Consider the following 20,552-nt stretch of genomic DNA (forward strand, 5'->3'; position numbering starts at 1 on the left):
GTTTTTAAAATCATGCAGATTAAACAAATAAAAAATAGAATATAAGCTTATGATAACAATAGAAAACTTATCCAAACAATACGGAACACAGCAAGTATTGAACATTGAATCGTTGCAGATTCCTTCTGGTCAAAGTTTTGGTTTGGTGGGCAATAACGGCGCAGGTAAAACAACCCTTTTTAGTTTGTTGCTTGATTTAATACAACCTACAACGGGACATATTATTAATAATGAAGTCCAGGTGAATGCTAGTGAAGCATGGAAACCCTTTACATCTTCCTTTATAGATGAAACTTTTTTGATAGGGTATCTAACACCAGAAGAATATTTCTATTTTATTGGAGACCTCAGAGGGCAGAATAAGGCAGATGTGGATACGTTGTTGGAACAATATCAGGATTTTTTTCATGGAGAGATTTTAGGCCAGAAAAAATACTTAAGGGACCTGTCTAAAGGAAATCAGAAAAAAGCGGGCATCGTTGCCTCTTTTATTGGAAACCCCAAGGTGGTCATTTTGGACGAACCCTTTGCAAATTTGGACCCAACCACCCAAATACGATTAAAGCAGATTATTAAAGAATTGGCGGCCCAAAAAGACGTAACCGTATTGGTATCTAGTCATGATCTTATTCATGTAACCGAAGTATGTGAGCGTATAGTGGTTTTGAATAAAGGAGAAGTCGTAAAGGATATTGTTACTTCTGCGGAAACCTTAAAAGAGCTTGAAGTCTTTTTTGGAGCGGAGAGTTCAAAAACAGCCATTGTATAAGCTGAAACCATACTTTTTTAGGGACATTATCTTTTTACCTATTAAAGCTTCTTTTTACTGTTAACAGCATTTGTACCCAATACTAAAAGACTAATTGGTCTGTTTAGTGATTTTGTGCCCTCCTTAAAAATAATTTACGATCGGGTATTTGTTTGAATAGATCGTTAAAACGTTGATTTTAAACTCAATTTTTACTTTTTGGGCCATTTACAAACCCGCCAGTCTATAAATTCTATTGTAAAATAGTTGCATCATTAAGATCGGTCTGGGACAAATATGTGTTTTACCGATGAACTGTATAATAATATGACGGTTTTTAAGTTAAACATACATACGTATACCTAGTATTTTGAACCTTAGAAAAAAACTTATTTTATCCGGTGTTTTGGGAATTGTGCTCTTTACTGCATGTTCCACAAAAAAGGATGCTTTTATCAATCGTAATTGGCATGCCTTAAATACCAAATACAACACGCTGTACAATGGTAATATCGCCTTTGAGGAAGGGCGTAATACCCTAAACGATTCATACCAAGATGATTATTATGAATTGCTCCCCATTGAACGCCTAGAGGTAAGTGGAGAGGTTAAATTGGACTCAGAAGATAATAATCCCAATTTTATAAAGGCAGAAGAAAAAGCCACAAAAGCCATACAGCGGCATAGTATGGATATTAAGGACGAGGAAAGAAATCCACAAACGGATGAAGCTTTTCTTTTATTGGGAAAGGCACGTTATTTTGACGAACGTTACATACCTGCTCTAGAATCCTTTAATTACATTCTTAACAAATACACTGAAAGTGACAAACTGAACGAGGCCAGTATCTGGAGAGAAAAAGTCAATATACGTTTGGAAAACGATGACCTTGCCATTAAAAACCTTAAACGGTTAATGAAATATGAGCAATTAAAGGATCAGGAATATGCAGATGCCCGTGCAATGATGGCCCAGGCATATATTAATCTAAATGCGCCGGATACCGCAGTGCAAAATCTTAAGATTGCATCACATTACACTAAAAAGAATCCGGAAAAGGGTAGATACTTTTATATTATTGGGCAATTATATAATCAGCTGGGATATAAGGACAGCGCCAACTATGCTTTTGATAAGGTCATTGAACTGAACAGGAAGTCTCCCCGGGTATATATGATAAATGCAGAGATAGAAAAATTAAAAAATACCCAGATAACTCCAGAGAATAGGGAGGAAGTGTTGGAATTCCTGACCTATATGGAAGAAAACAGGGAGAATAGGCCATTTTTAGACAAAATATATAGGCAGATTGCTGAATTTCACTTGGCCGAAGTTTCAGATAGTTTGGCAATTTCTTATTTCAATAAGTCGCTCAGGGCTTCGCAAAACAAACCTAAGCTCAATGCGCTGAACTATGAAAACCTTGCGGAATACAATTTTGACAGAAGCAGCTACAAAGCTGCGGGTGCATATTATGACAGTATGCTCACAAATTTGGCAGAAAACACCAAAAAATATCGTTCCATAAAAAGAAAGTTGGACAATTTGGAAGATGTCATCAAGTATGAGGATATTGTTCAATATTCGGACAGTGTTCTAACATTGTATAATATGTCCAAAGAAGAGCAGTTGGCCTATTTTGGCAAGCATATAGAGGGGTTACAAAAAGCAGAAGAAGCAGCCCAGAAAAAAGAGAAGGACAGGATAACAGAAGGTTTTGCCGCTTTTAACAAAAGTAAGGGCGGAAAGGAAAACAAGGGAAAATTTTACTTTTATAATATTACCAGTTTAGGGTATGGCCAGAATGATTTTAAGAACCGTTGGGGCAATAGGGAGTTATCCGATGATTGGCGTTGGTCAGATAAAACTATAAGTACTAGGGAAAATGTGGTTCAGCAGACTACTTTAGGCGCCACTGATAGTACTAGTGTGGTTAGTGAAGATGAAAAATTCTCCTTGGACTATTACATGGACCGTTTACCTACAGATGTTGTCGTAATAGATAGTTTAAAGGCAGAACGCAATTTTGCAAATTATCAATTAGGCTTGATATATAAAGAAAAATTCAATGAAAATCTTTTGGCAGCCGGCAAGCTGGAAGATGTTTTGGCCTCCAATGCAGAGGAACGTCTTATACTACCGTCCAAGTACAATTTGTATAAGATATACGAAGAAGTCAATAGTCCGTTAAAGGAAAAAATGAAAGCGGATATCATCGCAAACCATAGGGATTCTAGATATGCCGAAATTTTATTGAACCCACAGGCAATCCTTACAGATAACTCCGACAGTCCTGAAAAACGATATGAAACATTGTTCAAGAAATTTAACGAACAGCGATTTTTAGAGGTCATTACAGGTGCTGAGGAAAATATCAATAGATTTACCGGTGATCCTATTGTTCCCAAATTTGAAATGCTTAAGGCTAATGCAGTTGGTAGGTTGCAGGGGTTCGAGTATTTTAAGGAAGCCTTGAACTACGTGGCCTTGACCTACCCCAATAATCCGGAGGGCAAAAAGGCAGAACAAATGGTGGCAGAACAATTACCTAAATTAGAACCTAAGGAATTTTCCCCGGAAACGGACTCTAAAGGTACTTCTAACTGGAAAGTGGTTTTTCCGTTCAAGAGAAGCAATAACGAAAAGGCTTTAAAATTAATGGAACTACTAGAGAAATCCATCAAGGATCTTAGATACAAAAATACCGTATCAAAGGATATATATAACCTAGAAGACCAGTTCGTAGTAGTACACGGGTTTAAGTCAAAGGATTTTGCCTTGGGGTATGCGGAGCTTTTAAAAAACAATAAGGATTACCGCGTTGCTGATGAGAATTTCGTAGTTTTATCAGAGAACTATAAAATCATACAAGTACATAAGAATATAGTTGATTATAGAAATACGCTTTTAACCCCAAAACCGTGAACAATGTTTTCAGACAGACAAAAACCTAAGAGTATGAATGAGATAGGTGGGCAACCTAATAGAATTGAGAAGAACACTAAGATAAAAGGAGATATCATTTCAGAGGCAGACTTTAGAATTGATGGTAAATTAGATGGTAATGTTAAAACATCCGGAAAAGTCGTTATTGGTAAGGATGGCTATATTCACGGTAAAGTGGAATGTGTCAATGCGGATATTGAAGGCAGTTTTAACGGCGAACTTATGGTTTCTGATTTACTTTCCTTAAAAGCATCTGCGGTAATTGAAGGCACCGTTTCCGTAAATAAATTGGCTGTAGAACCAGGCGCAACGTTTAATGCTTCATGTACTATGGGCGGAAAAAAAGGCCAAGGATCATCTAACTTTAAAAATAGCAGTCATGAAGCCGCAAAAGCCTCATGATAAATCCGGATTGTTAAGAACGGCAGCAAGTTTATCAGGTATTGCCATACAAATGGGGGCTACCATTTATTTAGGCAACCTGTTGGGAGAGTGGTTAGATGTCAAGTTCAAAAAAACATATTTAGAGGATACCATTACATTACTTGCCGTATTTTTGTCCATATATTTGGTCATTAAAAAAGTAATGGCCCTAAATAAATAGGTCAATTGTTAAAAAATATTCTCATACTACTGGTCGTGTTCATTTTTGTGGGCACGACTTCTTATTTTATTCATTTATATACATTGGTAAATGAAGGGTCTTTTAAGCCTCTGTTAGAAAAGGCCTATCTTTTTCATGGGTTTTTTTCACTAGGGATGCTTATCCTCTTTACAATTTTAGCTCAATTTAAAAAATTTTTTGACCAACTTGGGTTCATTTATATGGGTTTGCTAGTTTTTAAGATCGTAATTTTTACCAGTCTTTTTTATCCACAACTTTTAGGGGACAATTTGTTACCCCGTTTTTACAGGGCTTCCCTATTAATTCCGGTTATTGTATTTTTGCCGCTGGAAGTGATTTTCATTTCAAAATTGATGAGAAGCAAAAAAGCTTAAATTTTAAAGCTCTAAATTTGCGTAGATTAGGTTAATAATAACTACTTTTGCGCAAAATTTCAAGAGCTTAATTTTTGAAAAAGAGATAATGAAGAAAGTTTCAGAAACATTGAAAACCGCAGTATTACTTTTGACACTATGTTTTTCCTTACAAGGATTTGCATCTTCAGATAAGGATCAAGACCTGTCCGTAGATACTAAAGATGAGGTAGATGCGTACATTATGCACCATATTAAAGATGCGCACGATTTTCATTTGTTTTCGTATACCTCTAATGGTGAGCGTAAACATGTTGGCTTTCCCTTGCCTGTAATTCTTTGGTCCAGTAATGGTCTTACCACATTTATGTCATCAGCTTTTCATCATGATGATGACGGTAAGGTAGTTGTTGAGCGCAACGGGTCAAAATTTGTTAAGCTTCACGGTAAGATATATGAACTAAATGATGGTGCCTCTCAAGTAGAATTTGATGAAACACACCATGCAACCAATGCACATAAAGTGTTAGACCTTTCCATTACCAAAAGTGTTATGGGGATTTTATTGGTAGGGCTATTTATGTTGATCGTCTTTAGCTCTCTCGCCAGGCAATATGCCAAAAAGAAAGTGCCAACAGGTTTTGGAAGGGCGCTAGAGCCATTAGTATTATACGTAAGGGATGAAATCGCTAGACCTAACATTGGCGAAAAAAAATATAGAAAATTTACCGGATATTTATTAACCGTATTCTTTTTTATCTGGATATTGAACTTGTTGGGCCTTACCCCATTTGGATTCAATGTTACTGGGCAATTGGCGGTAACGGCTGCATTGGCCATCTTTACTTTAATAATATATACGGTTAGCGGTAATAAAGATTATTGGATGCACATGCTTTGGATGCCAGGTGTACCTGTTTTAATTAGACCGGTATTGGCAATCATAGAATTGGCCGGTGCATTTATTATAAAGCCGTTCTCATTGTTGGTGCGTTTGTTTGCAAACATATCGGCAGGGCATATTGTAGTGATGAGTTTAATTGCTATTATGTTTACCCTAAAGAAGAGTTTAGGCGTTGTGGGTGCTACCGGATTATCTTTAGTGCTTTCCTTTTTTATTACGTTGATCGAAGTATTGGTTGCGTTCTTACAGGCATACATATTTACAATGTTGTCAGCATTATTTATAGGAATGGCAGTTGCAGAGCATGATCATGAGCACGAACATGATGCGCATGGTCACGATTTACCGGATGCAGAAGATGTAAGGGGAGATTTCATTTAACGAGAGTTTATTTAATTTAATATATAAATCAGTTTACTATGTACAATTTAATTGGAGCAGGTTTAATCGTAATCGGAGCAGGTATTGGACTTGGTCAAATCGGTGGTAAGGCAATGGAAGGTATTGCTCGTCAGCCAGAAGCGACAGGAAAAATTCAAACTGCGATGATTATTATCGCTGCACTTTTGGAAGGTTTGGCATTCGGTGCCTTGTTCTTAGGAAAATAAGAACGTTAAGACCAAAAAGCATTTTCCTGCAACGGTTGGTTGCAGGAAATGTTTTTAATTATTGATTTAGTATTATATAAAACAAAAAGTATGGAAACTTTATTGAACGATTTTTCACCAGGATTATTTATAGTACAGACTATTCTACTATTAGGTTTGATTTTTTTATTGGTGAAGTTTGCCTGGAAGCCTATCTTAAACTCCTTGAACGAAAGAGAAGCAGGTATTAACGAAGCTCTGGCTGCTGCAGACAAAGCGCGTACAGACATGCAGAATTTACAGGCTGACAATGAGAAAATGTTACAAGAGGCACGTGCTGAGCGTGAGGCTATGTTGAAGGAGGCTCGTGAGATCAAGGAGAAAATGATCGCTGATTCCAAGGAACAAGCAAAGGCAGAAGGTGATAAAATGTTGAAGCAGGCACAAGTGGCTATTGAAAGTGAGAAGAAAGCGGCAGTTGCGGATATCAAAAACCAAGTGGCACAACTTTCCGTTGCCATTGCCGAAAAAGTCTTAAAGGAAGAATTGTCTAGCAATGATAAACAATTGAAATTGGTAGATTCAATGTTGAGCGACATCAAACTTAACTAAGATAATAGTATGAGCGAATCTAGAGCTGCATTACGTTACGCAAAGGCAATATTGGATATGGCCAAGGAAAAAAAAGCCTTGAGTGCCGTTGAAAAAGACATGCGATCAATTGCATCTACCATTTCTGATAGTAAGGAGTTAAGAGATGTACTTGCAAGCCCAGTGGTTTCCGGTTCATCCAAAAAAAGTGCTTTAGCGGAAATTTTTAAAGGTAGTCATGCAATTACGGAAGGTACCATAGGTATGTTGGTAGACAACAAACGTGTGGCAATGTTGAATGAAGTTGCATTGAAATATATCATTCTTAACGAGCAATTGAAAGGAAAAGATGTAGCTTACGTGACAACTGCGGTTCCCTTAAGTGCCGAAATGGAAAAGAAGGTACTGAAACAAGTGGCCAATATTACCGGTAACGAGGTAACCATTGAGAATAAAATTGATGAGAGCATTATTGGCGGTTTCATTTTAAGGGTGGGTGATTTGCAGTATGATGCTAGCATTTCCAATAAGCTAAGTAATATTACAAGAGAATTTTCAAATAGTCTATAATAACTATATAAGGTCCAGGATCTTAATCCATGACCTAATATCTTATATCTAATTAAAAATGGCAGGAGTAAAAGCCGCTGAAGTATCAGCAATTTTAAAGAAACAATTATCAGGATTTGATGCTACCGCTACTTTGGATGAAGTAGGTACTGTATTACAGGTGGGTGATGGTATCGCAAGAATCTACGGACTAGCTAATGCCCAGTATGGGGAATTGGTTGAGTTCGAAGGTGGTCTTGAAGGTATCGTTCTTAACCTGGAAGAAGATAATGTTGGTGTGGTTCTTTTAGGACCTTCAAAGTCAGTTGGTGAAGGGGATACCGTTAAACGTACCCAACGTATCGCTTCTGTTAAAGTTGGTGAAGGTATTGTTGGTCGTGTTGTGGATACCTTAGGTAACCCAATTGACGGTAAAGGAACTATTGCTGGCGAAACTTATGAAATGCCATTAGAGCGTAAAGCTCCAGGGGTTATTTATAGAGAGCCTGTAACCGAGCCAATGCAATCGGGTATTAAGGCTATTGATGCTATGATCCCAGTTGGTAGAGGACAAAGGGAGCTTGTTATTGGTGACCGTCAAACTGGTAAGACTACAGTTTGTATCGATACCATTTTGAACCAAAAAGAATTTTATGATGCCGGTGAGCCTGTTTATTGTATCTATGTTGCCATAGGTCAGAAAGCATCTACTGTTGCCGGTATTGCTCAGGTATTGGAAGATAAAGGTGCTATGGCATATACTACCATTGTAGCTGCTAACGCATCTGACCCCGCACCAATGCAAGTATATGCACCGTTTACTGGAGCGTCTATTGGTGAGTATTTCCGTGATACTGGTCGTCCTGCATTGATTATATATGATGATTTATCCAAACAAGCGGTTGCTTACCGTGAGGTGTCCCTTTTGTTAAGAAGACCACCAGGACGTGAGGCTTACCCAGGTGACGTTTTCTACCTACACTCTAGATTATTGGAGCGTGCTGCAAAAGTTATTAATGATGATGATATCGCAAAAGAAATGAATGATTTGCCAGAGGTGTTAAAACCAATGGTAAAAGGTGGTGGTTCTTTAACGGCTTTACCAATTATTGAAACTCAGGCAGGTGACGTTTCTGCCTATATCCCAACGAACGTAATTTCTATTACTGACGGACAGATATTCCTAGAACAAGATTTATTCAACCAAGGTGTTAGACCGGCAATTAACGTAGGTATTTCTGTATCTCGTGTTGGTGGTAACGCTCAGATTAAATCAATGAAAAAAGTTGCAGGTACGTTGAAACTAGATCAAGCGCAGTTCCGTGAATTGGAAGCCTTTGCTAAGTTCGGTTCAGATTTAGATGCTGCAACATTGAACGTAATTGAAAAAGGGCGTAGAAACGTTGAAATTTTAAAGCAGGCTCAGAACGATCCATTTACTGTAGAAGATCAGGTAGCTATAATCTATGCAGGTTCCAAAAACCTGTTAAGAGATGTACCTGTTGAGAAAGTAAAGGAATTCGAGCGTGATTATTTGGAGTTTTTGAACGCTAAGCACAGAGATGTACTAGATACTTTGAAGTCTGGTAAACTTACAGATGAAGTAACAGATACATTGACTTCCGTTTGTAAAGAGCTTTCTGCGAAATATAAGAACTAAAAAAGTACTGAGTACTGAGTAAAAAGTACAAAGTGTTGAAACAACTTAATACGTTGTACTTTTTACTAAATACTGAAAAAAATGGCAAATTTAAAGGAAATACGAAATAGGATTTCATCGGTTTCATCAACAATGCAAATTACCAGTGCCATGAAAATGGTATCTGCCGCAAAATTGAAGAAAGCTCAAGATGCTATAACGGCCATGAGACCTTATGCCGATAAACTAACTGAACTGCTTCAGAATTTAAGTGCCAGTTTAGAAGGGGATACCGGTAGCGTATATGCAGATAACCGTTTGGTCAAGAAGGTATTGGTTGTTTCCATCACATCCAACAGAGGGCTTTGTGGTGCGTTCAACACCAATATTTTAAAGCAATCCGTACATCTTGCCGAGAACGTTCATCAAGGGAAAGACGTAGATTTTGTTGCCGTTGGTAAAAAAGCAAATGACTATTTGGGAAAACGTTATAATGTAATCGCTAATTATAGCGGGGTATATGACGACCTGAATTTTGACAATGTTGCCGATATTGCTGAACACTTAATGGACCTTTTTACAAAAGGGGCCTACGATCGAATTGAAATTGTATACAATAAATTCAAGAATGCGGCTACCCAGATTATTATGACCGAACAGTTCTTGCCGATCGTACCATTGGAGATTGAAGGTAATGTAAGTGCAGATTACACTTTTGAGCCTTCTAAAGTTGAAATTATAGAGCAATTGATTCCTAAATCTTTAAAAACACAATTGTATAAGGGCATAAGGGATTCATTTGCTAGTGAACACGGTGCACGTATGACCGCAATGCACAAGGCTACAGATAATGCAACCGAGCTACGTGACCAATTGAAATTGACATATAACAAAGCAAGACAAGCAGCAATTACCAATGAAATTTTAGAAATTGTTGGTGGTGCAGAAGCTTTGAACAATTAAGAATGTTCAAATTCAGATGACTTCATGTTGTCTAAATCGTTAACGCTTTAAACTATAAATAAAAGCCCCACTCACCAGTGGGGTTTTTGTTTTTATTGCTTTAAATTTCCTTTTTTTACCCGACTTTTGTCTTCATAATGAAATCCAATAAAACCGCCTTACTTTTTATATTCATAACCATTCTTGTTGATGTCATTGGTATCGGTATAATTCTACCCATAATTCCCGATTTAATCATGGAATTGACCGGAGAGGGTAATCATATGGCTATAATTTATGGCATGTGGCTTACCACGGCTTTTGCGGGAATGCAGTTTTTATTTTCCCCAGTCCTTGGAGAAATTTCAGATAAGTATGGTAGGCGACCCATTCTTTTATTGGCTTTATTAGGGCTAAGTGTAGATTACATGATTCACGCTTGGGCACCTACAATAACTTGGTTATTCTTAGGAAGATTCTTGGCAGGGATTACGGGTGCAAGTTTTACTGTTGCTTCCGCATATATAGCTGATATCAGTACAAAAGACAACAAAGCCAAAAACTTTGGGTTGATTGGGGCCGCTTTTGGCATAGGTTTTATCATTGGACCAGGTATAGGAGGTTTTTTTGGCGAAATAGATATTAGATTACCGTTTTATATTGCTGCAGGTCTTACGTTCGCTAATTTTTTATTTGGATATTTCTTTGTTCCGGAATCTTTGACTCCTGCCAATAGAAGGCAGATCAATCTATTGAAAATGATTCCTGGTGTTTCATTGGTAGCACTTAGAAATTATAAAGGAATCTTATTATTGATATCTGCTTTTTTTCTAGCAAACCTAGCCGGTCAGGCATTACCGTCTACATGGTCTTATTACGGTATAGAACGGTATGATTGGAACCCAAGACAAATAGGACTTTCCCTTATGGTCGTAGGTTTGTTGGTTGCAGTGGTACAAGGTTTTTTAGTGGGAGTACTGGTGAAAAAATTTGGAAAACGAAAAGTTATTATTTTCGGGTTTTTGTTATGGACCGTTGGTATGTTTCTCTTTTCCTTTGCCACGGAGCCTTGGATGCTCTATGCTTTTTTAATTCCCTATGCTTTGGGTGGAATTGCAGGTCCAACGGTACAAGGGGTAATTTCCAACCAGGTCTCGGAAAAGGAACAGGGAATTCTGCAAGGTTCCATAACTGGTCTGGTCAGTATTACTGCAATTTTGGGTCAATTTATCTTTGCCCCGGTTTTTTACTATTTTATCCGCCCACAGACCGCTATTTATTTTCCGGGCGCTCCATATGCCCTTGCCGCTTTATTTTTATTGGGTGCATTTATTTTGGCTTCTACTGCTATAAAACGTATGGATGTAGAGCCAGAATAAACTTTTTTATATAATTGACGTAACATTTTTTAATTCTTGAATCTAAAGGGTAAATAATTTAAAACTCTTATGATGACTACAATTAAAAATTTAATGTTCATACTCTTATTTGCCATTACCTTTTTGGGAAACTCACAAAGCAATCGGATTAATGATCTTAAGCTTATTACTAAGGATTGGGTTTGAACTTTATAGTTTACGGCAGTCTAGAAAGCTTAGTTTTATAAAAATTCAGCCACTTTCAAACATGACCTCACCAAGTATTATATATTCAGGAAAATAATCCATTTCTTGGTAACACCATTTTCCATAGCAGTATATATTATCGGGTTCTTGACATTATTACCCTTGTTCAAGGCAACTATGTCCGCTGGATTTTATGCGTACATTTTGATTTCTTCTGTAGTACTTTTATTTGTTTTGGGGCTTTTTATATTTAAACAGATATGACAAGAGCTATCCAAACTAAGGCAGTTACAGATGAAGGAATAAGCTTGGTTCAACCCTTTTTTCTTTAAACATTGTTGAGGGGGAACAATTGTTATAGGAATAAGCCATCTAAATATCCAAATTTGGATATAAATTAAAGTGGTATTCTAATTTATGGTGGTAAGAGTTAAAACTAGCTTTGTATCTAGGCTTTTAATAGGTACTTTTATTGTCTGAATTGTATAGTGATTGAATCCACTCAAAAAACTTTTTAAACAAACAGCTATCTATGGCTTGGCGACTGTCTTGCCAAGGATGCTCAATGTAATATTGGTGCCTATCTATACTGGGGTAATGCAGCCCGGTTCCTATGGACAGGTGGTCGTAATATTCGCCTATTTTGCCATATTCAATGTTTTTTTGGCATATGGTATGGAAACAGCGTTCTTTAGATTCTATAAAGAGCTCGATAATAGGAAAAAGGTGGTCTCTACCTCACTGTTATCCATACTAGGTTCTACTGCACTTTTTTTATTGATCGGGTTTATTTTTAAAAATTCATTATCACATATTCTAGAGATATCCATTGAATATATTGGGTACGTTTTTTGGATATTGGCGCTAGATGCTTTGGTCATAATACCCTTTGCCTGGTTAAGGGCCAATGAAAGACCCATGCGCTATGCCATCATTAAATTGATCAACGTTATTTTGAATTTAGGCTTAAATTCCTTCTTTTTGATCTTGCTGCCAAATTTGGTATCCGAGGAAAGTACGGGAATCTTGGCTTCCATGTATAGGGAAAATTTTGAAATTTCATATATATTGATATCCAATCTAGTTTCAAGCGCAGTGACCCTCCTGTTAATGTTACGGGTTTACTTAAGGAGACCCTACATATTTGATACTGATATTTGGAAAAGAATGATTGCATATGCAATGCCGGTCATGGTAGCTGGTATTGCATTTACCGTTAATGAGGTTCTTGACAAAATATTATTGGAAAAGATACTACCTGTTGAAATAGCAAGTGACGAGGTAGGTAAATATGGTGCTTGTATAAAACTTGCTGTGTTTATGACGCTATTTGCTACGGCATTTAGAATGGGTATAGAGCCGTTCTTTTTTAGTCATTCCGATACTAAAAACCCACAAAAGGCATATGCCCAAATAACCAATTATTTTGTGGTCTTGGGGAGTATTATCCTATTGGCGGTTGTTGTTTTTTCAGATGTGCTTAAAATAATGTTCGTTAGGGATTCTGCATATTGGGAGGCAATGCCCGTTGTACCTTTAATACTTTTGGCCAGTTTCTTTTTAGGTATTTATCATAACCTTTCCGTTTGGTATAAGGTTACGGATCGGACAAAATTTGGAGCTTATATATCTATGATCGGTGCCGTGTTGACCATTATTATCAATATTGTGTTTATTCCTTATTTTGGATATATGGCCTCTGCAGTTGCCACACTATTGGCATATGGTAGTATGATGATGTTATCGTTTTATTTTGGACGTATGTATTACCCTATTCCATATAACTTTAGAAAAATTATCTTTTATTTAGGAGTGTCCGTCTTGTTTTCTACCCTATCATTTTACATTTTTGATAGAAATCTATATGTAGGCATTCCATTATTGATTTTGTTTCTTGGTTTGGTATATAAACTCGAGTTTGAAAACCTTAAAAAATTATTTTTAAACAGATGAAGATTAATATAATCAATACTTCCGGTCACGAATTACCGCATTACGAAACCAATGCTTCTGCAGGTATGGACCTAAGGGCCAACTTACAGGATCCCGTTACCTTGCAACCGTTGGAAAGAGCAATTATACCTACTGGTCTATTTATGGAATTGCCTGTGGGAATTGAAGCTCAAGTTAGACCAAGAAGTGGGTTGGCGGCCAAAAAAGGAATTACGGTACTCAATGCTCCTGGTACTATTGATGCCGATTATAGGGGAGAAATAGGAGTGATTTTGGTAAATCTATCCAATGAGGTGTTTACCGTAGAAAATGGGGAACGTATTGCCCAAATGGTCATTGCAAAGCATGAACGTGCACAGTGGCATGAAGTGGATACTTTGTCAGAAACCGAGAGGGGTACTGGCGGTTTTGGTAGTACAGGGATCAAATAATAACAATTTCTACTAATGAAAATATGGTTCTTTTTGATAATAGTAGCTACAGGTGGTTTTACTACCATGCAAGGCTATGCGCAAGAAGAACAGCAAATTATGGTAGAAGAAAGTGCAGAAGTTTTTTTGGAAGAATATTCAGATACGTTTCAAGAAAACTTTTTTGAGGGATTAAAACAAAAAGGCATTCGTAATTATGACCGGGCAATTGCCTATTTTTTAGAATGTAAGCGTATGCAGCCCAATAATACTGTGGTTTCGTTTGAATTGGCAAAATTTCACCTTTATGAAAGTCAATATATGCTTGCCCAAGAATATGCTATTGAAGCTATAAACGGGGAACCTGAAAATTATTGGTATGCCAAAACACTGATTGATGTCTTGGAAACAGGCAAATCCCCATTAGATAATGTCAAGCAAGATATCCCTTGGAACGATCTTTTGTTGAGAAAGAATATTGCGGAGATTTATTTTAAAAAAGCCCGCTATAAAACTGCATTGGAAGTACTGCATAAGTTAAAGGAACCTGGTCAGTATGCATATCTGCAAAGTAGAATTTTGGATTCTATTGCTAAGTATGAGAATACCAGTACGGTGGTAAAAGGTACGGAAACCATTACATCCAATGAAGAATTACGTTCCGTTGAGGGTTATAGGGAAAACCTTAAAAAATTACTCAATGCTGAATCAAGCACCGTTGATTTGCTCCGTATTTCCAAAGAGGCTATGGACAGTTACCCAACGCAGCCTTATTTTTATTATGCCAATGGTACCGCACTTAATCGTATGCAAAAATTTGAAGAAGCCCTTGAACCTTTAGAAACAGCTTTGGATTATATTATTGAGGATGTTTCTCTACAAAGATTAATATATACGGAGTTAGCAGCGGCCTATAAAGCACTTGACAATATGACGAAAGCAAATATGTACCTTAGTAAAATTAAATCTGGTTCTTAATGATGGAAATATTGAAAACATTTGGCTCAAAAGCATTATTGCTAATGGCTTTTTTAATCTTTGTTACATCATGCAAAAGCACTAAAGTGGTAACTGAGGGAAGGGTAAACGATAAATTGACCGCTAAATCGGTTATCAAATCGCATTACCTTAACGGCAGTAAATTTGCCTCATTGAACGGTAGGGTAAAGATTAATTATTCGGATGGTGAATCCTCTCAAAGTGTATCGGTTAGTTTACGCATGAAGAAGGATGAGGCAATCTGGTTAAGCGCACCTTTGGGTATCGTAAAAGCATATATTACACCAGACCGCGTATCTTTCTATAACAAACTTGAAAATGAATATTTTGATGGAGACTTCTCTTATTTGAGTAGTTTATTGGGAACAGAGGTAGATTTTCCAATACTTCAAAACTTATTATTGGGACAGGCAATTTTAGATTTGCGAGATGAAAAATATATTATTGATATTGATGAGGACACCTATAGGCTTACCCTTAAATTACCGGGATCACTTTATAAAATTCTCTTTAGGATAGAGCCTAAGAATTTTAAAATGAACTTGCAACAGCTATCACAACCATCAGAAAAACGGTTGTTGCAGATTGCTTATCAAAATTATCAGAAAATCGATAATGAAATTTTACCAAATGAAATCCATATTAAAGCGTTGACCAAGGATAGTGAGAACACCATTAAGATGGAATTTAGAAATATAGAATTGAACGGAGCGGTAAATTTTCCTTATTCAATACCAAAAGGTTTTAAAGAAATAGAACTATAAATAATGTGTAGCCTTCTTAGACATCACGTCATTTTTTTTGTACTGTTAGCGTCAATGGCCAGTAATGCACAGACTACTGAACAAAAGGCTTTAGAGGAGAAACGTTAACGGTTGCAATCAGAGATTCGGGATATTAACCGGTTACTATTTGCGGAAAAAAAGGAAAAAGGCAATGTATTGGATCAAATGGAGGCCTTGGACAAAAAGATTACCGTAAGACAACAACTCATACGTGTTACCAATCAACAGTCCAATTTATTGAATAGGCAGATCAATACAAACATCAGGAGTATAGGAAAGCTTAAAACCGAGCTCCAAAAAGTTAAGGACGAGTATGCTGCCATGATTCAAAAATCATATCAGAACAAATCCAAACAAAATAGACTTATGTTCTTATTGTCCTCTGAAAGTTTTTTTCAAGCCTTTAAGCGTCTACAGTACATGAAGCAATATACGGACTATAGAAAGGAGCAAGGGACACAAATATTGGCAAAGACAGAGGAATTGGCGCGACTTAATGCGGATTTAAACGAGGAGCGCAAGGTCAAGGAGGTATTACTGGCACAGAACAAAAAGGCCAAAAACCAATTATTTGCAGAAATACAGGCACAAAAGGCATTATTGGGAACGATCCGTAAAAATGAAAGTAAATACGCAAGCGCCATAGATGCCAAAAAGAAAGAAGCCAGGAAGATAGATAGGCAAATAGAGCTTTTGATACGGAACGCTATAGCCGCCAGCAACAAAAAATCTGGTAGTACTTCCAAGAGTACAAGCAAGTTTGTGCTGACACCAGAAGCAGCTATCGTAGCCAATAATTTTTCGGCCAACAAAGGTAAACTCATTTGGCCGGTGGAAAAAGGAATTAAAAGTCAGGGTTTTGGTATTTATAGCGATCCTGTATATCCGGGCATAAAACACCAAAGTAACGGGGTAATCATAGCAACGGACGAGGGGTCCAAAGCACGGGCTATTTTTGAAGGTGAGGTCATTGCAATATTGGCCGTTCCGGGGGGTAATAAAGGAGTTCAAATAAAACACGGTAATTTTATCAGTACGTACTATAATCTTTCTAAATTAACGGTCAAAAAAGGGGATAGGGTTTCCATTAAAGATGAATTGGGCACTGTTTATACCAATCGGTCCAATGGACAAACGCGGTTAAAATTTTATTTATATCAAGATACATCACGGTTAAACCCAGAGGAGTGGGTATACCGTCTTTAATAGTTGGCTTATGGAAAAAAGATTTTCAATTACGGATTTAAATGGGTCGTTTACCTTACACAACGGTGTAAGAATGCCCTATTTGGGCTTAGGTACCTACCAGGCCGATAATGAACAAGAAGTAGTTGAGGCGGTTAAAAAGGCAATAGAGATTGGGTATCGCCATATAGATACAGCAGCCATTTACCAAAATGAAGAAGGTGTTGGAAAAGGCCTGCGTGAAAGTAAGGTTGATCGTAGCGAGTTGTTTGTAGTAAGCAAGGTGTGGAACAATGATCAAGGTTATGAAAGTACTATTAAAGCGTTTGAGCAGAGTTTAGAGCGATTAGGCTTGGACTACCTAGACCTCTATCTAATACACTGGCCAGTACGGGGCAAGTATACCGAAACTTGGAAAGCATTGGAATACTTGTACAACCAAAAAAGAATAAGGGCCATTGGGGTCAGTAACTTTTTACAACATCATTTAGAGGATATCCTTGAGGATTGTACCGTAGTTCCTATGGTGAATCAAATGGAATTTCATCCACATGTGGTACAACAAGACCTTATTGATTTTTGTAGTGCCCATGCTATTCAATATGAATCTTGGTCGCCATTTATGCAGGGTGAAGTTTTTAAACTGGAGATTTGTAATGAATTAGCAAAGAAATATGCTAAATCTGTAGCACAGGTTATCCTGCGCTATAATTTACAAAAGGGGATTGTGGCCATACCCAAATCTGTTCATGCAGAACGCATAAGGTCTAATGCCGATATTTTCGATTTTGAACTGAGCAAGGAGGATATTGCCTATTTGGATAGCTTGGAAAATGGTAAGCGCACAGGCCCTGACCCGGATAATTTTGATTTTTAATTTTTGGTGAACAGTGCCTTTAATTCAGTAGCATCATCTGGCTTCATCTTACCCGCAAGGACCAAACTCAATTGTTTTCTTCTTAGGGCGCCTTCATAACGTATATGTTCCAAATCCGTTTCTGGACGTAATTCTGGCACTTCTGTTGGTTTACCCGTCTCGTCAACGGCAACAAAGGTATAAATAGCCTCATTAGCCTTGGTTTTTTTTCCGTTGTAACGGTCTTCTATCCACACATCTATATAAACCTCCATAGAGGTGTTATAAGCTCTTGAAACGGCTGCTTCTACCGTAACTACACTGCCCAAAGGTATGGCCAAATTAAAGGCTACGTGATTTACGGATGCCGTTACGGTTATTCTACGGCTATGTCTTCCTGCAGCAATACTTGCGGCACGGTCCATACGTGCCAATAGTTCGCCTCCAAAGAGATTTTCAAGTGCATTGGTCTCACTGGGTAGTACCATATCGGTCATCGTAGTTCTTGACTGTGCAGGTGTCTTTGATTCCATCAACTGAATTTTTCCGCAAAGATACGGTCATGTAAGATGGTAAGAAAATGTTGTAAAGGTTATTTTTTGGATAGCAACCAAGCATCCTTGGACTGTACGCGCTTTATTTCCTTTAATGCGTTCAATGCATCCGTGGCATCTGAAAAGCTTTCGTATGTTACCACATGTAACCCATAGTCATTGGTGCCATAATAAGTAGAATTGTATCCTTTGGCCTTTAATTCTTCTATTTTTCTTTCGGCATTTGCCTTTATTCTAAATGCACCGGCAATGATATGATGCATTTCACCTTCTTTTTCGGAAGGCAACTTTGAATTTGTTGCGTCTACCGTAACAGTGGGCAGTTCCAATGGTGTTAAGTCAAAAAAAGTAGCTTCCTGTATTTGTTTAGTAACATATTCCCTGGCGTTTGTCCTTGCAACTTCCTCGTTGGTCCGTTGTTTTTCAAATACTTTATATGCCGTTAAACCGGTAGAAAACGCCAATAATAATACAGCCGCATATTTAAGATAAGGTCTAAAACCTGTACTTTGCCTTCTTTCCGAAGTTATAACAAGTGGTATATTTTCTTCAAGCTCTACTATTTCCTCTTTTAATACCTCTCTTGTTATAGGTAAGGAACTAAAATTGGATAACCCAAATGAAGAGGTAAGGTAATTTATTTCCGAAGCGGGTTGAAACAATAAAGAGCCTTCATTGTTCCTGCTAAGTACACCTATATTCTTTACCAACAAAGAACTCTCATTAGCTAAGGTCCTTTCCCATTTTTTTACTTGCTCCTCAATAAAATTGTGGGCAACCTCAAAAGATATCCTGTCGGTTTCTGAAATATAAGAGGCCAATAATCCATCATTAGAGGTCAATTGGCCATTGAATGCCAATAATTTGGTGGGTGCGTAAAATGTATTGGTATCTTGGTTGATCTTTGCAGATGTTCTCTGTGTCAAAAACGCACCAAATCCAGGGACAACCACACAGTTGTACCTATAAAGTAAATCGCTTATATAGTGTTCAAGTACCATACTTGCGCAAATATGAAAAAAAATAAGGGGCTTAAAAACACCTTTGGTAAGTTTTTATTAACATATTTTTTTCTCTAATTTGTGAACAATTAATGAATACCACACAACATACTGCGGATGAACTCATTGCAATTCTTAGATTGCAACATGTACCACATATAGGCGATACCCTTTCCAAAAAATTAATTGCACATTGTGGTAGCCCGTCAGCAGTATTTGAGGAGAAACGACAAAATTTATTAAAAATAGATGGTATAGGTACCCATACCACCAAGCATTTATTCGATGCCATTCACCAAGAGGCTGCCGAGGATGAATACAAATACATTATAGCGCAACAAATTTCATGTACCTATTTTAAGGACGATACGTATCCTGCATACCTAAAGCATTGTATAGATGGCCCTATCCTATTATTTCAAAAAGGAAATATTGATTTAGAACGTCAAAAAATTATTAGTGTGGTTGGAACCCGTAATATTACCAGTTATGGCACAGCATTCTGTGAACAGTTCATAGCTGATATTGCCCCGCTTAACCCTATAATAGTTAGTGGTTTTGCATATGGTGTAGATATTTGTATTCAACGGGAAGCCATAAATCAAGGCCTGCAGACCATAGGATGTCTTGCACATGGACTAAATCAAATCTATCCTAAAGTACATGCAAAATACCAATCTGATGTACTTAAGAATGGAGGCTTTTTTACTGAGTTTTGGAGTACAAGCAACCCTGAACGGGAAAATTTTTTAAAACGCAACCGTATTATTGCAGGTATAAGTGAGGCTACCGTGGTAGTTGAATCCGCAGAAAAAGGAGGTAGTTTGGTAACTGCCGATATTGCCAATGGATATAACCGCGATGTTTTTGCGGTACCAGGTAGGACTACGGATAAATATAGCCTGGGATGTAATAATTTAATAAAGCAACAAAAGGCACATGTTATGACCTCCGCGGCCGACCTTGTCTATTTATTGAATTGGGAAGTTGAAGAAAAAAAACAAAAGACGATTCAAAAACAACTTTTTATAGAGCTAGATGAAACCGAACAAGGTATTTATACTTATTTGCAAAATAACGGTAAACAGATGTTGGACAGTATAGCCTTGGATTGTAGCTTACCTATTTTTAAAGCTTCATCTACATTGTTGGGTATGGAAATGAAAGGGGTGATTAGGCCTTTGCCCGGGAAATTATTTGAGGCCATTTAAGAGTACACAAACCAATTGGTCTGTACTATCCCAGTTTTCTTAAACCTATTTTGAAAATTGTTGTAATAACATTGAAAATGAGCATTATGTCGTTAAATTCAATGGCTTACTCAGACCAAGAAACCACAAAACCGACTTTTTAGTCGGT

Annotated in this window: 21 protein-coding genes; 19 read left to right on the plus strand and 2 right to left on the minus strand. The window is 37.3% G+C overall.

The features are described 5' to 3' along the window. Window positions 1-49: 49 nt before the first annotated feature. The 18 genes from JM81_RS12080 (at window position 50) to JM81_RS12160 (ending at window position 17,659) form a co-directional block, all read left to right on the plus strand. Window positions 50-769, plus strand: a complete 720-nt coding sequence (locus JM81_RS12080; protein WP_144803762.1) for an ABC transporter ATP-binding protein — start codon at window positions 50-52, stop codon at window positions 767-769. Between the two features lie 349 nt (window positions 770-1,118). Continuing rightward, window positions 1,119-3,674 carry a tetratricopeptide repeat protein gene (locus JM81_RS12085; protein ID WP_144803764.1) on the plus strand — a complete coding sequence of 852 codons (2,556 nt, stop codon included), beginning with the start codon at window positions 1,119-1,121 and terminating at the stop codon, window positions 3,672-3,674. A gap of 3 nt (window positions 3,675-3,677) precedes the next feature. Beyond that, window positions 3,678-4,097 (plus strand): polymer-forming cytoskeletal protein, encoded by a 420-nt coding sequence (locus JM81_RS12090; protein ID WP_089258409.1) that lies wholly within the window; start codon window positions 3,678-3,680, stop codon window positions 4,095-4,097. Beyond that, a complete protein-coding gene (locus tag JM81_RS12095; RefSeq protein ID WP_089258414.1) occupies window positions 4,075-4,299 on the plus strand; it encodes an AtpZ/AtpI family protein in 225 nt (74 codons plus the stop codon). The genes JM81_RS12090 and JM81_RS12095 overlap by 23 nt, the downstream gene beginning before the upstream one ends. A 5-nt stretch (window positions 4,300-4,304) precedes the next feature. Further along, the gene (locus JM81_RS18685) at window positions 4,305-4,694 is read left to right on the plus strand and encodes a DUF6168 family protein (protein ID WP_222430302.1); all 390 of its coding nucleotides are present in this window, start codon (window positions 4,305-4,307) and stop codon (window positions 4,692-4,694) included. A gap of 88 nt (window positions 4,695-4,782) precedes the next feature. Then, complete coding sequence (gene atpB, locus JM81_RS12100; RefSeq protein ID WP_144803766.1) at window positions 4,783-5,958, plus strand: F0F1 ATP synthase subunit A; 1,176 nt, start codon at window positions 4,783-4,785, stop codon at window positions 5,956-5,958. A gap of 38 nt (window positions 5,959-5,996) precedes the next feature. Then, window positions 5,997-6,185 carry an ATP synthase F0 subunit C gene (atpE, locus tag JM81_RS12105; protein WP_013993139.1) on the plus strand — a complete coding sequence of 63 codons (189 nt, stop codon included), beginning with the start codon at window positions 5,997-5,999 and terminating at the stop codon, window positions 6,183-6,185. Between the two features lie 90 nt (window positions 6,186-6,275). Beyond that, the gene (locus JM81_RS12110; RefSeq protein ID WP_144803768.1) at window positions 6,276-6,776 is read left to right on the plus strand and encodes a F0F1 ATP synthase subunit B; all 501 of its coding nucleotides are present in this window, start codon (window positions 6,276-6,278) and stop codon (window positions 6,774-6,776) included. Window positions 6,777-6,785: 9 nt separating this feature from the next. Then, entirely contained in the window at window positions 6,786-7,325 is a 540-nt protein-coding gene (gene atpH, locus JM81_RS12115; protein ID WP_144803770.1) for an ATP synthase F1 subunit delta, read from the plus strand. A 58-nt stretch (window positions 7,326-7,383) separates the two neighbouring features. After that, window positions 7,384-8,964: a F0F1 ATP synthase subunit alpha gene (gene atpA, locus JM81_RS12120; protein ID WP_144803772.1), complete on the plus strand. Its 1,581-nt coding sequence runs from the start codon at window positions 7,384-7,386 to the stop codon at window positions 8,962-8,964. 81 nt (window positions 8,965-9,045) lie between these two features. After that, window positions 9,046-9,906: an ATP synthase F1 subunit gamma gene (atpG, locus tag JM81_RS12125; RefSeq protein ID WP_144803773.1), complete on the plus strand. Its 861-nt coding sequence runs from the start codon at window positions 9,046-9,048 to the stop codon at window positions 9,904-9,906. Between the two features lie 137 nt (window positions 9,907-10,043). Continuing rightward, window positions 10,044-11,264 (plus strand): TCR/Tet family MFS transporter, encoded by a 1,221-nt coding sequence (locus tag JM81_RS12130; RefSeq protein WP_089258440.1) that lies wholly within the window; start codon window positions 10,044-10,046, stop codon window positions 11,262-11,264. Window positions 11,265-11,942: 678 nt separating this feature from the next. Beyond that, the gene (locus tag JM81_RS12135; RefSeq protein WP_144803775.1) at window positions 11,943-13,403 is read left to right on the plus strand and encodes a lipopolysaccharide biosynthesis protein; all 1,461 of its coding nucleotides are present in this window, start codon (window positions 11,943-11,945) and stop codon (window positions 13,401-13,403) included. After that, window positions 13,400-13,834: a dUTP diphosphatase gene (gene dut / locus JM81_RS12140; protein ID WP_144803777.1), complete on the plus strand. Its 435-nt coding sequence runs from the start codon at window positions 13,400-13,402 to the stop codon at window positions 13,832-13,834. Before JM81_RS12135 ends, dut begins: the two co-directional genes overlap by 4 nt. A gap of 15 nt (window positions 13,835-13,849) precedes the next feature. Next, on the plus strand, window positions 13,850-14,791 hold the full coding sequence (locus JM81_RS12145; protein ID WP_144803779.1) for a tetratricopeptide repeat protein: 942 nt from the start codon (window positions 13,850-13,852) through the stop codon (window positions 14,789-14,791). Next, window positions 14,791-15,576: a DUF4292 domain-containing protein gene (locus tag JM81_RS12150; protein WP_144803781.1), complete on the plus strand. Its 786-nt coding sequence runs from the start codon at window positions 14,791-14,793 to the stop codon at window positions 15,574-15,576. The genes JM81_RS12145 and JM81_RS12150 overlap by 1 nt, the downstream gene beginning before the upstream one ends. A 111-nt stretch (window positions 15,577-15,687) precedes the next feature. After that, window positions 15,688-16,803, plus strand: coding sequence for a murein hydrolase activator EnvC family protein (locus tag JM81_RS12155; protein WP_315897752.1), 1,116 nt, complete (start codon window positions 15,688-15,690; stop codon window positions 16,801-16,803). Between the two features lie 10 nt (window positions 16,804-16,813). After that, the gene (locus JM81_RS12160; protein WP_144803783.1) at window positions 16,814-17,659 is read left to right on the plus strand and encodes an aldo/keto reductase; all 846 of its coding nucleotides are present in this window, start codon (window positions 16,814-16,816) and stop codon (window positions 17,657-17,659) included. On the opposite strand, the gene JM81_RS12165 is transcribed toward JM81_RS12160, so the two are convergent. Next, window positions 17,656-18,171 (minus strand): acyl-CoA thioesterase, encoded by a 516-nt coding sequence (locus JM81_RS12165; protein ID WP_144803785.1) that lies wholly within the window; start codon window positions 18,169-18,171, stop codon window positions 17,656-17,658. The genes JM81_RS12160 and JM81_RS12165 overlap by 4 nt on opposite strands. 59 nt (window positions 18,172-18,230) lie before the next feature. After that, window positions 18,231-19,193, minus strand: coding sequence for an SPOR domain-containing protein (locus JM81_RS12170; RefSeq protein ID WP_144803787.1), 963 nt, complete (start codon window positions 19,191-19,193; stop codon window positions 18,231-18,233). 92 nt (window positions 19,194-19,285) lie between these two features. Here JM81_RS12170 and dprA point away from each other — a divergent pair, with 92 nt between their 5' ends. Further along, window positions 19,286-20,404 (plus strand): DNA-processing protein DprA, encoded by a 1,119-nt coding sequence (gene dprA / locus JM81_RS12175; RefSeq protein ID WP_144803789.1) that lies wholly within the window; start codon window positions 19,286-19,288, stop codon window positions 20,402-20,404. Window positions 20,405-20,552: the final 148 nt, after the last annotated feature.

The organism is Maribacter sp. MAR_2009_72 (assembly GCF_007827235.1).
Lineage (GTDB): Bacteria > Bacteroidota > Bacteroidia > Flavobacteriales > Flavobacteriaceae > Maribacter > Maribacter sedimenticola.

Coding starts and splice junctions, on each gene's coding strand:
- JM81_RS12150 (WP_144803781.1), top strand. CDS start 14,791: ATGATGGAAATATTGAAAACATTTGGCTCAAAAGCATTATTGCTAATG.
- JM81_RS12165 (WP_144803785.1), bottom strand. CDS start 18,171: ATGGAATCAAAGACACCTGCACAGTCAAGAACTACGATGACCGATATG.
- atpH (WP_144803770.1), top strand. CDS start 6,786: ATGAGCGAATCTAGAGCTGCATTACGTTACGCAAAGGCAATATTGGAT.
- JM81_RS12095 (WP_089258414.1), top strand. CDS start 4,075: ATGAAGCCGCAAAAGCCTCATGATAAATCCGGATTGTTAAGAACGGCA.
- atpA (WP_144803772.1), top strand. CDS start 7,384: ATGGCAGGAGTAAAAGCCGCTGAAGTATCAGCAATTTTAAAGAAACAA.
- JM81_RS12110 (WP_144803768.1), top strand. CDS start 6,276: ATGGAAACTTTATTGAACGATTTTTCACCAGGATTATTTATAGTACAG.
- dprA (WP_144803789.1), top strand. CDS start 19,286: ATGAATACCACACAACATACTGCGGATGAACTCATTGCAATTCTTAGA.
- atpG (WP_144803773.1), top strand. CDS start 9,046: ATGGCAAATTTAAAGGAAATACGAAATAGGATTTCATCGGTTTCATCA.
- JM81_RS12080 (WP_144803762.1), top strand. CDS start 50: ATGATAACAATAGAAAACTTATCCAAACAATACGGAACACAGCAAGTA.
- dut (WP_144803777.1), top strand. CDS start 13,400: ATGAAGATTAATATAATCAATACTTCCGGTCACGAATTACCGCATTAC.
- JM81_RS12130 (WP_089258440.1), top strand. CDS start 10,044: ATGAAATCCAATAAAACCGCCTTACTTTTTATATTCATAACCATTCTT.
- JM81_RS12145 (WP_144803779.1), top strand. CDS start 13,850: ATGAAAATATGGTTCTTTTTGATAATAGTAGCTACAGGTGGTTTTACT.
- atpB (WP_144803766.1), top strand. CDS start 4,783: ATGAAGAAAGTTTCAGAAACATTGAAAACCGCAGTATTACTTTTGACA.
- JM81_RS12160 (WP_144803783.1), top strand. CDS start 16,814: ATGGAAAAAAGATTTTCAATTACGGATTTAAATGGGTCGTTTACCTTA.
- atpE (WP_013993139.1), top strand. CDS start 5,997: ATGTACAATTTAATTGGAGCAGGTTTAATCGTAATCGGAGCAGGTATT.
- JM81_RS12170 (WP_144803787.1), bottom strand. CDS start 19,193: ATGGTACTTGAACACTATATAAGCGATTTACTTTATAGGTACAACTGT.
- JM81_RS12090 (WP_089258409.1), top strand. CDS start 3,678: ATGTTTTCAGACAGACAAAAACCTAAGAGTATGAATGAGATAGGTGGG.